20 protein-coding genes are annotated in these 15,513 nt (G+C 43.8%); 4 read left to right on the plus strand and 16 right to left on the minus strand.

The genetic code is table 11. The annotated features are described in order from the left end of the window. Window positions 1-125: 125 nt before the first annotated feature. The 9 genes from LAY41_RS27930 to LAY41_RS27970 form a co-directional block, all read right to left on the minus strand. Entirely contained in the window at window positions 126-917 is a 792-nt protein-coding gene (locus LAY41_RS27930) for a YdcF family protein (protein ID WP_249105240.1), read from the minus strand. A 321-nt stretch (window positions 918-1,238) separates the two neighbouring features. Next, window positions 1,239-1,622 (minus strand): hypothetical protein, encoded by a 384-nt coding sequence (locus LAY41_RS27935; RefSeq protein ID WP_249105242.1) that lies wholly within the window; start codon window positions 1,620-1,622, stop codon window positions 1,239-1,241. A gap of 178 nt (window positions 1,623-1,800) precedes the next feature. Further along, window positions 1,801-3,336 (minus strand): bifunctional aminoglycoside phosphotransferase/ATP-binding protein, encoded by a 1,536-nt coding sequence (locus LAY41_RS27940; protein ID WP_249105244.1) that lies wholly within the window; start codon window positions 3,334-3,336, stop codon window positions 1,801-1,803. A gap of 136 nt (window positions 3,337-3,472) precedes the next feature. Then, the gene (locus tag LAY41_RS27945; RefSeq protein ID WP_249105245.1) at window positions 3,473-4,066 is read right to left on the minus strand and encodes a 50S ribosomal protein L25/general stress protein Ctc; all 594 of its coding nucleotides are present in this window, start codon (window positions 4,064-4,066) and stop codon (window positions 3,473-3,475) included. A 61-nt stretch (window positions 4,067-4,127) separates the two neighbouring features. Then, the gene (locus LAY41_RS27950; protein WP_249105247.1) at window positions 4,128-4,496 is read right to left on the minus strand and encodes a hypothetical protein; all 369 of its coding nucleotides are present in this window, start codon (window positions 4,494-4,496) and stop codon (window positions 4,128-4,130) included. After that, a complete protein-coding gene (locus LAY41_RS27955) occupies window positions 4,496-4,714 on the minus strand; it encodes a hypothetical protein (RefSeq protein WP_249105249.1) in 219 nt (72 codons plus the stop codon). Before LAY41_RS27955 ends, LAY41_RS27950 begins: the two co-directional genes overlap by 1 nt. 23 nt (window positions 4,715-4,737) lie before the next feature. Further along, window positions 4,738-4,947: a hypothetical protein gene (locus tag LAY41_RS27960; RefSeq protein WP_249105251.1), complete on the minus strand. Its 210-nt coding sequence runs from the start codon at window positions 4,945-4,947 to the stop codon at window positions 4,738-4,740. 137 nt (window positions 4,948-5,084) lie between these two features. Beyond that, entirely contained in the window at window positions 5,085-5,387 is a 303-nt protein-coding gene (locus tag LAY41_RS27965; RefSeq protein WP_249105253.1) for a hypothetical protein, read from the minus strand. Between the two features lie 82 nt (window positions 5,388-5,469). Continuing rightward, window positions 5,470-6,804 carry an adenylosuccinate synthase gene (locus tag LAY41_RS27970; protein WP_249105255.1) on the minus strand — a complete coding sequence of 445 codons (1,335 nt, stop codon included), beginning with the start codon at window positions 6,802-6,804 and terminating at the stop codon, window positions 5,470-5,472. A gap of 101 nt (window positions 6,805-6,905) precedes the next feature. Here LAY41_RS27970 and LAY41_RS27975 point away from each other — a divergent pair, with 101 nt between their 5' ends. Further along, complete coding sequence (locus LAY41_RS27975; RefSeq protein ID WP_249105256.1) at window positions 6,906-7,052, plus strand: hypothetical protein; 147 nt, start codon at window positions 6,906-6,908, stop codon at window positions 7,050-7,052. Window positions 7,053-7,548: 496 nt separating this feature from the next. Here LAY41_RS27975 and LAY41_RS27980 read toward each other — a convergent pair whose 3' ends face one another. Next, window positions 7,549-7,788: a hypothetical protein gene (locus tag LAY41_RS27980; RefSeq protein ID WP_249105258.1), complete on the minus strand. Its 240-nt coding sequence runs from the start codon at window positions 7,786-7,788 to the stop codon at window positions 7,549-7,551. A gap of 343 nt (window positions 7,789-8,131) precedes the next feature. On the opposite strand from LAY41_RS27980, the gene LAY41_RS27985 reads away from it, so the two are divergent. Genes LAY41_RS27985 through LAY41_RS27995 form a run of 3 tightly spaced genes read left to right on the plus strand, consistent with a single transcriptional unit; the run spans window position 8,132 to window position 8,938 of the window. Further along, window positions 8,132-8,287: a hypothetical protein gene (locus LAY41_RS27985; RefSeq protein ID WP_249105259.1), complete on the plus strand. Its 156-nt coding sequence runs from the start codon at window positions 8,132-8,134 to the stop codon at window positions 8,285-8,287. Between the two features lie 28 nt (window positions 8,288-8,315). After that, window positions 8,316-8,570, plus strand: coding sequence for a hypothetical protein (locus LAY41_RS27990; protein ID WP_249105261.1), 255 nt, complete (start codon window positions 8,316-8,318; stop codon window positions 8,568-8,570). Next, complete coding sequence (locus LAY41_RS27995) at window positions 8,570-8,938, plus strand: type II toxin-antitoxin system PemK/MazF family toxin (protein ID WP_249105263.1); 369 nt, start codon at window positions 8,570-8,572, stop codon at window positions 8,936-8,938. Before LAY41_RS27990 ends, LAY41_RS27995 begins: the two co-directional genes overlap by 1 nt. Before the next feature lie 67 nt (window positions 8,939-9,005). On the opposite strand, the gene LAY41_RS32460 is transcribed toward LAY41_RS27995, so the two are convergent. The 6 genes from LAY41_RS32460 to LAY41_RS28015 all read right to left on the minus strand — a co-directional run bounded on the left by LAY41_RS32460 (window position 9,006) and on the right by LAY41_RS28015 (window position 15,429). Continuing rightward, window positions 9,006-9,131 carry a hypothetical protein gene (locus tag LAY41_RS32460; RefSeq protein WP_275974442.1) on the minus strand — a complete coding sequence of 42 codons (126 nt, stop codon included), beginning with the start codon at window positions 9,129-9,131 and terminating at the stop codon, window positions 9,006-9,008. A gap of 473 nt (window positions 9,132-9,604) precedes the next feature. Continuing rightward, window positions 9,605-12,064, minus strand: a complete 2,460-nt coding sequence (locus LAY41_RS28000) for a hypothetical protein (RefSeq protein ID WP_249105264.1) — start codon at window positions 12,062-12,064, stop codon at window positions 9,605-9,607. 490 nt (window positions 12,065-12,554) lie between these two features. Further along, the gene (locus LAY41_RS28005; RefSeq protein WP_249105267.1) at window positions 12,555-13,565 is read right to left on the minus strand and encodes an alpha/beta hydrolase; all 1,011 of its coding nucleotides are present in this window, start codon (window positions 13,563-13,565) and stop codon (window positions 12,555-12,557) included. Between the two features lie 80 nt (window positions 13,566-13,645). Next, window positions 13,646-13,771 (minus strand): hypothetical protein, encoded by a 126-nt coding sequence (locus LAY41_RS32465; protein WP_275974443.1) that lies wholly within the window; start codon window positions 13,769-13,771, stop codon window positions 13,646-13,648. Next, window positions 13,768-14,409 carry a beta-carboxysome protein CcmP gene (locus LAY41_RS28010; protein ID WP_249105269.1) on the minus strand — a complete coding sequence of 214 codons (642 nt, stop codon included), beginning with the start codon at window positions 14,407-14,409 and terminating at the stop codon, window positions 13,768-13,770. Before LAY41_RS28010 ends, LAY41_RS32465 begins: the two co-directional genes overlap by 4 nt. Before the next feature lie 165 nt (window positions 14,410-14,574). Then, complete coding sequence (locus LAY41_RS28015; RefSeq protein ID WP_249105271.1) at window positions 14,575-15,429, minus strand: beta/alpha barrel domain-containing protein; 855 nt, start codon at window positions 15,427-15,429, stop codon at window positions 14,575-14,577. Window positions 15,430-15,513 lie beyond the last annotated feature (84 nt).

The following is a 15,513-nucleotide window of genomic DNA, read 5'->3' on the forward strand; positions in this document are numbered from 1 at the left end:
CGAAGCATTCGGGCACAAAATCTAGGGTAAGAGCGATAGATTTTGTGCCCGAATGCTTCGCCCCTACGATTACGAGCAATGAAAAATGAACAATCTAAAATCCAAAATCTAAAATCTAAAATTGCTTAGAGCCAACCCTGGAGGCGATAGATTCCTATACCAATGTATTCTTTTAGAGCGCGGGTTGTGTCCCCTAGTCTGCCGGTGTCGGGCAGGAGATTCAGCAGTTTGCCTTGCCAAGTGTCTTGCTCTTTGAGATTTCCTTCTGTGACTAGAAAGTCAGTGGGTGCGGGGATTGCTTCAATTCCCTGACGCTTGAAGATTGCGATCGATCGCGGCATATGCAGTGCAGAGGTTACCAGCAGGACGCGACGTTCTATATTTCGATCGTCTAGGATTTTCTTGACATTCACGGCATTTTCGTAAGTGTTGAGGGAAGTGGGGTCTTGCAAAATAGCCGACTTGGGAACGCCCATTGCTTCGACAATTTCTGCCATATCTTGAGATTCTGATGGCCCACCGTTTTTCCAATCGATCCGACCGCCGCTGAGAATGATGGTGGGAGCTTTGCCTTCTCGGTATAACTTGGCACCGTAGAGGACGCGATCGCCTTCTTGGGCTACTTCTACCCAAGGTCGCGGCGGATTCTTCGGCAGCACTCCACCTCCCAAAACGACGATAGCTGGTGCTTGTGGGAGTTCTGCGGCTGGGATATTTTGCCATTCTAGCGATCGAACCACAGTGTTAGACACCCAGCCATTACTTGCCAAAAGCAAGACTAGCAAAGCCAAGGAAATCGCGCTAGCCGCCCATCTGGGCCGTTTCCACAGCGTCACCAAAGCCACAATCATCAGTATGCAGGCTAGCCCCAAAGGGTAAATGAAAATAGGCAGTAGTTTAGATAAAAATAAGAACATCTGGATTTTGGATTTTGGATTTTATATTTTAGATTTTCGATTTCAAATTGAAGTTAAATTTTAATTTGAAATCTACAGCGGCTTGCAGTTGCGTGAAGTACACCTCAGAAACCTGTTTCTTTGTACCTCATATCATGTTATTACGCATCGCTTACCTAAAAAATTCTGGCGATCATTCTTATCTGCGTTTATCTGCGTTCCAGAGTCTTCATCTGCGGTAAAAATTTAACCAACGATGACAACAGACAATTTGACCATATCACAATAAATGCTAACGATGCAACCGGACAAGATATCACTCACCTGGAAAGGGCTGTATAATCACAACTTTTTGCGGGGGTTTTTCCAGAAAAACCAACTATAACGATGTGGCTGTCGTTGTTTCTTTTGTCGCTGCTTGAAATCTTCCTTAGTCTGGATAAGGCGACCTTCTCTGTTCAGTTCAGAAGTCGTTTCTTGCGGAAGATTGGGCAATTCTGTGCTTTTCCACCCAGCGACTATCCAGCTAGCAGATAATGTGCCCAGCATTGCCAAAAATAAGCTCAAAGCCAATGACTGTCGAAGCAACAAAAAGCCCAGTAGAAAGAACAAACCCACCCAAAGCCCAGCTGAAACGCCCTCGGAAATTGAGTCAAATTTTGGAATCATATCGTGTCTAGTTGCATCGGTAGTGTAAGAGTGATACGGAAAATTGTCTGTTGTCATCGTGGGTTAAATTTTTACCGCAGATGAAGACAGATAAACGCAGATAAACGCAGATAAGAGAGCGTTTATTTAGGCAATCGATGCTACCAGACATGATATCATTTTGTGCTTTTGTATTTCAGATTGCAGATTTTAAATTTGCAATCTGAAATCTAAAATTTGCAATTCCCTTGACTAATCACCAATCACTTAATTGTGACTCAAAATCCTGAGTGGTGTCTAATGTTTTGACAAAAGATTGTTCAGCCTCGGTAAAAGGTTCACTAGCGGCTTGTTGGCTACTTAAGAGATTCTCTGTGGCATCGGAGACATCGCCAGTACGGGAAGTGAGGCGATCGCGCAAGACATCTTCTGGTGCCGTACAGGATAAGATTTGGAGAGGCAGATGATGTTTTTCAGCTTGTGCGATCGCTTCAGAACGCAACGCAGCGCGATCGTACTTAGCATCCAAAATTACCGGGTAGCCAGCAGAAGCCAGCGTAATTCCCAGTTCCAACAGACGCCCATAAGTTTTCTGAGTCATCTGGGCCGAGTACAAATCTGCGCCACCTTTTTCATGCAAAGGTACACCAGCCAAATGTTTCCGCACCGCATCCGATCGAATCTGAATTGCGCCTATTTTCCGAGCCAAATATCGCGCCACCGTACTCTTACCAGAACCGGATAAACCCGACATTAAAATCAGTTTACCTTGGCGCGGTTTTGTATATTCCCACGCCATTTTATAATAGCCAGCAGCAGTTTCCTTCGCCTTTTCTTTCTCATCTGCGGGAATACCAGGATCGTCCAACAAAAACGAAATTACCTTTCCCCGCACATAAGATTGACGGCTTACATACAAAGGCAAAACTTGCAACCCTTCCCAGTCGCCAGTTTCTTCAACGTAAGTATTCAAATAAGCATTGCAGAGGTCTGAACGCTGCAATCCTTCCAATTCCATCACAGCATAAGCAATATCGAACATCACATCCACAAAGCGGAACGGCTCATTAAATTCAATACAGTCGAATAGCATAATTTTGCCATTCCACAGACAGATATTTCTCAGGTGTAAATCGCCGTGACATTCCCGAATCCAGTTATTTTTAATTCGGCTAGCAAAGAGTTCTTGCCGTTCTGCAAAGAAAGTATCTGTAAACTGCTTAGTTTCGTCAAACTGAGACTGAGTTTGTGGCCCACCAATATATTTTTCAGTTTGCTGGTAATTTTCGTCGATCGCTTGGCGAATCTGGTCAACTTTACCAAACGTGCGAATATAGTCATTGATTGGTGCTTGGGCGTGGAATTCTGCCACAACCCGCCCCAAATCCTCCATATTTTTCTCAGTCAGTTTACCCTGTTCAAACAAAGTGAGAAATAACGCATCTTGAGGAAATTGGCACATTTTCAGCGTATATTCCACCGCTTCACCAGCGCCACCCAGTTGAAATTGCTCTCCTGTCTGAGTGATTGGCAAAACTTCTAAATAAATTTCGGGAGCCCCCCGCTTATTCATGCGGAACTCTTCATTACAAAAATGTTGCCGGAGTTCCAAAGTCGAGTAGTTCAAAAAGCCAAAGTTTACCGATTTTTTAACCTTATAAGCATAATCCCCAGTGAGGAACACATAGGAAACGTGCGTCTGAATCAGCTTAATCGGTTCCGTCACGGGGTGAGGATAGAAACCCGGTTGCAACATTTGCTGAATTAGGGAAGGGAGAGATGTTTGGGTCATGGTAATTAGGTAATTTCAAATTTCAGATCGCAGATGGCAGATTTTAGATTTAATTTAAATCTAAAACTACCAACTCAATATAAAAAACCAGGGTTTTGTCCCTGGTTCGATCGGCAATTAACTATCTGAGCAAAGCTCATGCAGGTACTATTTCTTCGGCTTCAGGGGCTCCACCTTGCGTGTTGAGGACGCTGACAACCACTTGATTTGGCTCGGCAATCGCTATAACGCCAGGGGGCAAAGTTAGTTCGCGGATATGCAGGGCATCCCCAATGTTCATAAAGGAGACATCAACTTCAATGCTATCTGGGATGCTCTCCGGCAAACATTTGACCTGGATTGATGTCATCACGGTGTCTAACATACCACCGCTTAGCTTGACACCCGCTGGTTCTCCCACAAAATGCAGGGGCACTCCCACTTCCAGGGTGTCGTGAGCTGAGACGGCAAAAAAGCTGAGGTGGTAAATAAATCCCTTTGCGGAATGAGATTGGACTTCTCGCAAGAGAGTTTGACCGTTCCAAGAGATTTCAGGAATGTTGAGAGTGATGAGCGTGTTGTTGAGGGATGCTTTTTTAAGTAGCTGTTCGGCGACTTTCGCATTCAGTGTGAGAGCAATTGATTCAGCACCTTTGTGGCCATACAAAACGGCGGGGATTTTACCGCTACGACGCAGGGCGTTCGGTTTGCTTTTTTCAGGCCGCTTTTGACATTCAACTGTGAGTTCCATGTTCTGATTTTGGTTCCTTAGTATTCAAATAGTATCAAATCTTCAGCACGGCATTACTAAATTATACTACCCGCTGAAGATACTTATAATTTTCATTTTCTACGCACTTGCGTAGCTCTTGCAGCTTCCTAAGAAGGTAAGTTGCATCTTGATACTCTTGTTTTGAGGGCGAGTCTCCAAGTTGAGAGAGTATATTATCGCTTTCCTGACTAATCGCTTCAAGCAAAAAAGCTCTTAGCTTCTTGCGATTATCCTTGCTTAACTTGACCAGAGGTAGCTTTTCCTCTTCTTTATCTATTACCATTTTTATGGTAACAGATTTACCTATTTTGAAAAATTCAGACTTGGCTAGCCACTTGGAAATGTCTTCAGATAATTCGACATAATGCGGCGGCTGCTCATTGGCTGGATAGAAAATCATGTCTAACATTAACCTTCCTCCTGAGCTTTAGTTTGCGTCAACTCTTTTTCGGGAAAATACTCTATCCATGCTATATCAGCTTCGTTAAACACCTCCTTAGCAGGTTTAGTGATTCCTCCTGTGGTAACAACCCCAATTACACTATCTTTATCACGGATTTCTTTTGCTTTTGTAGAATCTATCTTTTTTGTCTTCCAAGCCTTGACTTCAATATGTGGCTCGTTCATTATGCGATTTTCCTTTTAATTATTCACCCATTGTATTTCCTCTGCCAACTGCGGATTAACTCTTTAACTCGCGGCACATCTTTCTGACGAACTATCAAAATATCACCTTTAGAACTTCCTCCCCTTGTTCTGTCTGCTTGTATGCCTTCCTTTTGCAACTCTCTGATAATCCATGCTATAAGATATCTATGAATTTCCAGTCTTGCTATCTGAGCATCCTCATCAGTGGTCATTTATCGCTCCTTGTAGTTTTCTGCTAAGTGTTAGCGGGTTGAGAATCCCTTATCAAAAAGCTCAAAAAGCCTGTCAATTATACATACAGAATTATCAACACACATTACATCAACAAATAAAACTTTATAGAGAGACTTTATATTCCCTGTGGTGAATGCTCGACGCTAGTAACCTCTTGCTTTATTCGATCGAAAAGTAAGTAACAGAGACTGGTTTTTCCGGTATTTGGCGGCCTATAGAGTAGAACCGATGGTGCAAGGTCATAAAGGCTGAAATCACTTAACCTAGAGGCATCAGCGGTCAGTACAGTTTTACAGAAGCTCAAGAGATACTTCTGTAATTCCTCTAACCCGAAAAGTTTTTGGTGGGCTATTTTGCGCTTAATCTCAGCGTGTGTTAGCTGGAATAGCCCACTTGGCCCTTGAACAATACCGCTCATGGTTAATTTACCAACGAAATTTCAAGCCCTTATTGGTTTGCACGATCGACTACTGCTATTCTATTGCCAAAAGCGTTATGCCTCAGACGCCTACAGGTGTGCCATCAGCGTACAACAGCGCTCGTTTTGGGCCGTGAATGGGGTCTTCTACAATAATTGTTTGGTCGCGGCTGGCCCCCAGAGAGACGATCGCGATCGGAACTTCCATCAATTCGGCTAGGAACTTGAGATAGTCTAGCGCTTGTTTTGGTAGGTCTTCCAGCTTACGACACTCTGCTGTGGATTGTTTCCAACCGGGTACGGTTTTGTAGATGGGTTGACAACGGGCGAAGATGCGGGAACTGCTGGGAAAGTCGTGACAGTGTTGACCGTCGATTTCGTAGGCTACGCAAACTTGGATTTCTTCGAGGTCGTCGAGTACGTCGAGTTTGGTGATGGCGAGACAGTCTAAGCCGTTGATGCGGACGGCATAGCGACCGATCACGGCGTCAAACCAGCCGCAGCGTCTTTTGCGTCCGGTGGTGGTGCCAAATTCCGCACCGCGATCGCATAACAATTCTCCCACTTCGCCGTGGAGTTCGGTGGGAAATGGCCCTTCTCCCACTCGTGTGGTGTATGCTTTGGCTACACCAATGACGCGATCGATCATTGTCGGGCCTACGCCTGTGCCTACGCAGGCTCCACCCGCGACGGGGTTGGAGGAGGTGACGTAGGGATATGTGCCGTGATCCAGATCTAGGAGGGTTCCTTGTGCGCCTTCAAACAGGATGTTGCGTCGCCGTTGGATGGCGTCGTAAATCTTTAAGGAGGTGTCTACCACATGGGGGCGTAGGCGGTCTGCATATTCCAAGTAATGCTCGATCGTCTCTTCTGCATCGAGGGGTGGCAAATTATAAAGCTTTTCTAGGATGACGTTTTTATAATTTATCGTCCAGTTAAGCTGTTTGCGGAGGGCATCTGGGTCCATTAAGTCTAGGATACGGATGCCGGTACGCTCGGATTTATCTGCATAGGTGGGGCCGATGCCGCGACCTGTGGTGCCGATTTTGTGGTTTCCCCGCCGTTCTTCCGATGCTCGATCGATCATGCGGTGGTAGGGCATGGTGACGTGGGCTGTCTGGGAAATCAGCAGATTGCGGGTTGAGATGCCCAGCTTTTCTAGCTGGTCGAGTTCTTCAATGAGTACCTGGGGGTCGATGACGGTGCCGCAACCGATGATGCACTCGGTGTCGGGATATAAAATTCCCGATGGAATTAGATGCAGCTTGAAGGTCTGCCCTTGCACCACGACGGTGTGTCCGGCGTTGACACCCCCTTGGTAACGTACAACTATATCTGCTGATTTGCTGAGTAAATCGGTGATTTTACCTTTTCCTTCATCGCCCCACTGGGCACCTATCACTATTACGTTAGCCAAGGGTTTATTAAAAGCGCTAAAGTTTTCACAAATTCTTATTATTATCAGATTCTCATGCTCGTGTCAACTAGGGATTTGACGCCTGAGCCCGGTTTGTCAGGATGCGATATGCCTCCGGCACGCTGCGCGAACGCATTTCACTTTGGGACATGGGAGTGGGGGAGCGGCGATCGCGATCGATTGTAGGGGCAGGTTTAGCAGATATTTCTATGGTAAAACAGATAACCTATCAACAAAACCTGCCCTGACTACATCGCTTTCGCTATGACGCTGGGGTTTGAACCCCTGGCGGGCTATCAGCGCAAATGCAAGATTTGTGTATTCCTCAAAATGGCTGTAGGGACACGGCATAATTAAGATTTAACCTTTGGCAAAAATATCTATGATGCCGTGTCCCTACAATGCGAAATTTCTATTCCTGAATTGTTCTTGAAGATTTCAGACAAAAAAAGGCGATCGCATTCTGAATAAATGGTCAATGCGATCGCCTTTTACAATTCCAGACAAAAATCTTGCCCCAGTTGTCATCACCCGGCTCTTAATCAATTCCCCGCCTAATAGCGAAAGTCGGATTTATCCGACTGAATTACATATTTTCTTTTATTCAGTCCACTTCAGTGGACTTTCGCTATTAGCCTGGGGTTTGAACCCCAGGCGGGCTTGAGGCGGAGGCGCAAGATTTGTGCAAGGAAAAAAGATGCGAACGCACCCACATCCCAAAAGCACGATGGTCTTAAACTTAAATTAACTCAAATCAATCGATTTTAGTTGCCCGTATTTGTCAAACTCAATTGTTACCATTCCGTAGGGGCAATCAGCTGTAATAGTTTTATTTTGCAATTCTTCATCAACTACTTTAGCAGCTAACTGAGAATCGTCAAATCGAATTTCCAGAAAATATCCTAAGTTTGGATTTGGCCTCGCATCTTCTGCACCTTTTTGTGCTAAAATTTCTTGGATTTCGGAAATATGAATTTTTGCCATCACCAGTACCTCTAGGTCAGTGGAATAAAGTCACCGCTAACAATGCGGTTTCTGACTAAATTTGTCCGAATTGGCCCTACTGAAATTATCCGCTTACCGTCTCCAGAAAGGGTAATTCTTAGAAGTCGGCCTTCTACTTCTTGGATTATATTAATATTGTTGCTGCGGGTGTCTAAGAAACGTTGTGCTGATGGGTTGTCTACTAAGCGCAGTAGTTCATCTGTACTAAGTTTGCCAGCAAGACTCCCTAACCGCTAATCGTTTAATTGCTGAAATACGCGAGAATGTATATCCAATCAGTCTAATCTCTCCTTTACACCACATCTTGAATAACTATTATTCTATGGGATCGCACTCTCTAATTTCACAAACGCGATCCCATTTTCTAATTCAACAAGCACGATCGCACTCCCATCCCCTTTCATCGCGATATGCCTACGGCACGCTTCGCGAACGCACTCTCCAATTCAACAAAAGCGATCGCCACATCATGTTATAATGTACTTAGAGTTTGTTGGGTTTGCATAATGACAACCAAAACAACAGAAATAGTGAAAACACAATTGCTGGAAATAATCTCTAACCTGTCCTTGTCAGAACAAGAGCAAGTTCTAAAATTTGCTACTTCGTTGCATAAAAACCAATTATTTCAAGATTGGGATAGGATTTCTGATGAAGAAGCTGAGGCTATTAAAAATGAGTTTTCCGAAGAAGATTTAGCTTTGGCAGAAGCAGTTTTAAAAGATTATTTACCCCAACTTCAAAAAGAGGATATACTTTGATGCGGGGAGATGTTTATTTAGCTGATTTGAATCCCAGTAGAGGTTCAGAACAAGCTGGCATACGACCAGTTATTCTGGTGCAAAGAAATACATTGGATCGCTTCACTACAACTGTAGTTGTTGTTCCTATTACCAGTAATCTGCGACGCGCTAAAATCCCAGGTACTATTGTCATACCTGCTGGGGAAGGTGGATTGACGCAAGAGTCAGTGGCGCTTTCTTACCAAATTGTGGTGATTGATAAGCAACGATTAATACGGCAGTTGGGAACTCTTTCTGCCAGCTATTTATTAAAGCTAAAGTCAGCACTAGAGTATACATTAGAGTTGGATGAAATTGAGGATGAAAATGCAGAATCATCTGGGTAGTTTGACTATTCCTCAAAATGGGTGTAGGGACACGGCCGAATTAAAATTTAACCTTTGGCCAAAATATCTATGATGCCGTGTCCCTACAATCCAAAATTTCTCTTCCTGAATTGTTCTTGAATATTTCAGACAAAAAAATGCGATCGCATTCTGAATAAATGGTCAATGCGATCGCGTAGCTGACGAACGGCATATCGCATTCCTCAAAATGGGTGTAGGGACACGGCAGAATTAAGATTTAATCTTTGGCCAAAATATCTATGATGCCGTGTCCCTACAATCGGAAATGTTGATTACTGAATTGTTCTTGAAGATTGTAGACAAATAAAAAGTGATCGCATTCTGAATAAATCGGAAGTGCGAATCGCCTTTTACAATTACAGACAAAAATCTTGCACCTGTTGTCATCACCCGACTCTTAATCAATTCCCCGTCTAATAGCGAAAGTCGGATAAATCCGACTGAATACATATTTTCTTTTATTCAGTCCACTTAAGTGGACTTTCGCTATTAGCCTGGGGTTTGAACCCCAGGCGGGCTGGAAGCGGAGGCGCAAGATTTGTGCAAGGAAAAAAGATGCGATCGCATTCTGAGCAAATTATAAAGGCAATCGCACTCTGAATAAATGGTCAATGCGCTCGCCTTAATAACCAAGCAAGAAATATATCAACTCCAGTTGATATATGGGTTACGGTTAACACCGTAACCAAGCCATTCCATTTTCTTGTACATCCCCTCAGTTATCTTCATATCCTGTCCACCCTGAGCCGGAGTTCTATAGTCCATCAGACTATCTCCTGCTGTATCATATAAACTCGAATCAAATTGTGCTTCATCCAGACCTAACGTATGACCCATTTCGTGCATTGTTAAGCGAAGCAAATTATTTCTTGAGAATTGATTAATAAAGGCACTATTGAAATGAGTTCTACCATCCCCATCAAAGTTGTTCCCGCTGACCGAATTGGTAGTATTATCTTTACGATAATTTGGGGAACTATCCATCCAAGATTCAGCAGCAATACCTGACGCCCAATTACTGCCTAATATGCCCTTTGAACCTTGAGTGATTGCAATTTTCAAAATTCCACTTGATACTTTATCCCTGGTTATAATGCTCTCCCAATTAGTAGCAGCTTGCTCAAAAATTGCCTTTTGCGTATCAGTGAATCCTCCATTAGGATAGAAGAGTTGAATGTCGATATCTGGTTTTCCATTACCAGGATTAGGGGGCGTTGTAGTATCTGAAGTCGTTCCAAATAACCCTGGAACCAAAGTGACATAATTGCCATTCAGTTCAGACATATTAGGCGCATCTTTTTTCTTGACAAAATTGCCATTAGAGTAAGTCAAAAATTCAACATCATTCTTACCATCCACCCAATTACCTTTTTCCTGGCGAATGATGTCATCAGCGCCACCACCCGTTAAATCCCCGACAATCAGATTGACATAATCGCCATTCATGATTGAAGCATTATTCATGGTAGTTATGGATTTAAAGCCCCAGTTACCATTGGAAATGTTGATTTCAGCATCCCGATTATTATCCACCCATGAACCTTTTTCTTGGCGGATTAAATCAGTTACACGATCGCCATTAAAGTCTCCAGCAACTAAGTTGACAAAATTGCCATTCATTGCGCCCATATTAGGCACATTTGCTTGGAATTTGAAGTTACCCTGAGAGAAGGTGTAGTATTGAACATCATTATTACCATCCACCCAAGAACCTTTTTCTTGGCGGATGATGTCATCTGCGCCGCCACCTGTAAAATCACCGACAATCAAATTGACAAAATTGCCATTCATAGCAGAGGCATTATTCATTAAAACTGGGTTCTTGAAAGTACCATTACCATTGGAAATGTAGATTTCAGCATCTCGGAAACCATCTACCCAAGAACCTTTTTCTTGTCGGATGATATCGGTATATTTATCTCCGTTAAAGTCACCCGCCACTAAATTGACAAAATTGCCGTTCATCACACCCATATCAGTCATTTGGATTGGAGTCTTGAAAGTACCATTTCCAGCGCCAAGATAAACTTGTGCATCATTAACACCATTCACCCAACTACCTTTTTCTTGGCGGATGAAGTCTGTTAAACCATTTCCATCAAAGTCTCCGGCGATTAGATTGACAAAATCACCATTCATGGCATCCATATTAGGTAATCCAGTTGTCTGGTTAAAAGTCCAATCCCCTTTGGATAGAACTACTTCAGCATCTCGGGAACCATCTACCCAAGAACCTTTTTCTTGGCGGATAATATCAATTACGCGATCGCCTGCTGCAAATGATTTTGCTTGTTCTATCTGAATATTTTCCCCACCCAATTTGACAATTGCATGATCATCCTCACTCTTCAACCCCAGAAATTCACCAGCACTTATCGCCTTACCTTGCACAACTCTGGCAAAAATATCCCCTTCATCACCCGCCGCATCGTAAACATTAATCTTCGAGTCAATAAAATGCCCTGTTTCTTCCAACACCACACTCGCAATCGCACCTGGATTACCAGCATTTTGCTCAACAAATTCCTTCGCTAAATAAATCGTATTTGTCAAACTAGCGAAAGCACCATTTGCTCCATTAATTGCCGCAGATGGCAGAATCTCTATCGACGGAATTTGACTAAAATCGCCATTAGCAAACGCTTTAACTAAAGTATTAGCTACATCAGCATTCCAACTATTGCCAAAAGCCAAATTCATCTTGGCATTTAAATCATGGTCAGTCGCCAACTTACTCAGATAACTGTCAGCCGATCGCACCGCTTGCTCTACAATTGGAGAAATCGTGCCCTCAGTACCATTCGATCGCGTTTCCCCAGTCAGCGCATCAATAGATGATGTGCTGTGATAATTCTCTAATCCTAAATCCTCACGGCTTTGGGGTGCGATCGCACTCTTACCCAAAATCAAACTACCATCAGCATTCCCGATCAAATTCTCGATATTCTTTATCTCTGGACTAACACCACCCGCGATCGGCTGATTGCTTACCACATGAGGAGTGATTCCGTCAATGGGTGCTACATTCGTGTTCACACCGCAAAGGGTAGAATTGGTAGATTTTTCCCAGGTATTGTTGGGTTCTGACCCGAAAAAGTCAAGCATGGCAACTTCCTAAGTAGTTGTTAACGTTGGCGGTTCGATCGCCTATACTTGCTTATTGGGAGAAACCTTCCTACCTTATGCGAGTGGACTGGGTTTATAACAAAACTTTACATTTAGGCGATTATGCGCGATCGGGCCACAATTAACGCTAAACCTCAAATACCTTGGCTAACTATCCTAGAATATTGCATTGCGTAACCAGTGATGAGAAATACAGCGGTTCCCGCTGTTAAGAGGTACAGTATGCGAAGGGGAAGGGCGAAGCATTCCGGTATTTCATCTTTGCTGATTACCAATAAATCATCTGCCGGAATGCGGAGCCCCTACTTAAAATGTACTTCATTACAGCGGGAACCGCTGTATTCGGGCTACCAACCATTCGCCGGGACAAACCTCACCCCCCTAACCCCCCTCTCCGACCACGGGGAGGGGGGAGTATTTCTCCCCTCCCCGTGGACGGGGAGGGGTTGGGGGTGGGGTTCCCTGCACTTTACTCCCGGTCGTCAACAATACTTTGCTTATCCACCATTGCCATCATTACGCGCAAATCTGGGCAAACCTGTTGAGCAATATTCAATTCTTCCACAACAGTATCGAAACTTTTTCCTTGCAGCATCTGAAGGGCAATTTCCTTGAGCAGAAACCAAGGCAAATCGCATTCGACATAAGCTTTCGCTATAGTAATAAGTATATCCAAATACTCATTTCCCTCTAGTTTTGTCATCATCGTATGAGGGATATCTAACGATTTGTCGAAGCAGTAATACCACGAGTTAGGCTGACGTTTCAGTACGGCTTGAAATAAGTCTCGGTGTTCCTCAATGTTAACGGCTTTATCAGCTTCGCTAGAAATAATCAACATCGGCGCAGCGGGACTGTTTTGCACTCGCTCCAAAATCTCTTGCCCCATATCTAAAAACACCCGCAACGCAGGCATCCGAAAGCCATCATAGCCAAAACTGCCAGGATTGTCTTTGTTGAACCACTCATAATAAATAGGCAGAATCGACACTAACCAATCTGCGATCTTGAAGTTACCGCCCAAGTAGGCAGAAAATAGTAAAGCTTTGGCAATTTCTTGGGGACGTTCGAGGGCTAACCAAGCTGATAATGTACCGCCGCTGGAATCTCCTCCGATGATTATCTCCTCTCCCAAAAGTTTAGCTACCTGCAACCAATCAAGCGCAAATTGTTGATAAACTTCAGCTTCTTCTGGCAATGGAGGAGGATTATCGCCGTTCCAATCTCCCGCGATGCCATGACCGGGTTGTAATGGAATTAGTACATTATAACCCAACTGAAAAAGCGCTTTCCCCAGCGGTTCAAACTGGTAGGGAGCAGCAGTAAATCCGTGGAAGAAAAGGAAAATTTTTGGTGTGGGATGAGGATGAAAAAAGAATTGATCTCGACACTTTTCATTCCTGATTGGCAGAGCATCTTCGCGAATTTTAGCTTGCTCAATAATCCCTGCTGTTATGGTTGAGTAATGAGATTTTGTCATTTGTCAATAGTCATTTGCTAATTGTTCATTGTTCAGGCTCTTTCGGAGTTGTTATGCTTTTGTTCAAAAAAATAACATTTTTATTCTCCTGCTCCTCTGCCCCTCTGCTCCTCTGCCCCTCTGCCCCTCCGCTCCTCTGCTCCTCTGCCCCTCTGCCCCTCCGCCCCTCTGCTCCTCTGCCCCTCTGCCCCTCTGCCCCCGCTCATTCCTTACGCCCATCAGTAGAATTTTCTCTCCCCGGCACACTTTCAATTGCCCCCAGCGCCGCTTTGGAAGCCGCCAAAATATCACGTTCTGCTCCCCCCAGGTAGACCCGTCCAAAGCTGCCGAGCGGGTGAACATCTAAAATGTTAATCATAGCCCCTTTCTCTGCCTCGTTCGCCGCCAGTGCTGCATAAGCCGCAGGCTCAACTTCTAACACATAAAGCGTTTGCCCTGTCAGAATCATCTGTCCGCGCCGTCCGCGATTGATCAGTTGTGTTTGGTAAGAATCAATATTGCGAATAATCTGGCTAGAAATAACACGCGGTTTGATACAATCCTCTCTGCGAACTCCCATTGTCTCCAATATCGCTTTACCAGCTGCCCGCGTCTCGCCTTGGACGCTGGAATGAATTTCTAAAAGTCCGTAAAGTCTTTCCACAGCTAGCACCGCTGGACGTACAGAAGCGGATTTCAAGGCGACATCAGTAATGCGGTTAATCTCAATTCCAGGCGAAACTTCAATCCACAGTGACGTATCTCCCGGCAATGGCAAAAACCCTTGCGCCACCGTGCCTAAGTAAGCTGCGTACTGAGGCTGTAAGTTGTCTAGAAATACGTAACTGCGTAGTTCTATGCCCAAGGTTTTTATCTCCGTAGTTTAGTCGATCGCGAACAAGGTGCAATCTTTGAGTATATGATGTTTTGAAGTAATTGAAAAATCGATCGCTTGGGTTGCACTGGTGGTAGGCTAGAAAATTGCGATCGATCGGCAGGTACGTTGTTGCGATGCCGCGCTCTTTTAGCCTTAAAGTGCAACAACGTACCTATTATCCATTCCAGTAATTTTACTAACTAATTCTGAGGCTTTTTTAATTAAAGATGTTTCAATACAAATTGAAACATCTTTCTGTTCTAAAACTCCCTCAACAATTTCTTCTAAATCTGCATTACCTTTTCTCGCACCCAAACCGTTGATAGAACATTCAATCTGTCTCACTCCACAGTTTAAAGCTATAAGGGAATTTTTAACTGCCATGCCTAAATCATCGTGGCAATGGACTGAAACAATAGCTCGATCGATATTTGGAACTCGGTTAAAAATTTTCTGTAGAAGCTGGGCAAATTCTTCAGGTAATAGCAAGCCTAAGCTATCTGGTATACTAATAGTGTTCGCTCCACTTTCGATCGCAACTTCTACCGCTCTACACAAAAAATCCGGTTCGCTTCTGGTAGCATCAAACGCACTCCACTCTATATCATCGCAGTAATTTCGCGCCAATGAAACACTGTCTTTTATCCCGGCTAATACTTCCTCTTCACTGAGTTTAGATTTATTTTTAATATTGACCAATGTATAAGTATGAATTCTTCCTTTGTCGGCTGGTTCAATGGCTTTAGCAACGCTTAATATTTCGTTGCGATCGCAGCTTGCAAGTCCGCAGATAGTAGATTTATGAATTATTTTAGATATCTGGAATATTTCATCAAAATCTTTTTCATATTTCCCAGGATAACCTACTTCAATAACGTCTACGCCTATTTGTTCTAGCACTTGGGCAATGCTAATTTTTTCGTCAATGTTCATTTTGACACCAGGCGTAAGTTCTCCATCACGCATGGTAGTATCAAAAATTACCACTTTGTTATTAGTTTGTAACATATTCAGAGAAATCTAATCTAGGCAAACTAGGACTTAGGCACTGTCAGGAAAGAAACCCGGTTTCTGGACTTATACCCATCGCTG

Source organism: Argonema galeatum A003/A1 (assembly GCF_023333595.1).
GTDB lineage: Bacteria > Cyanobacteriota > Cyanobacteriia > Cyanobacteriales > Aerosakkonemataceae > Argonema > Argonema galeatum.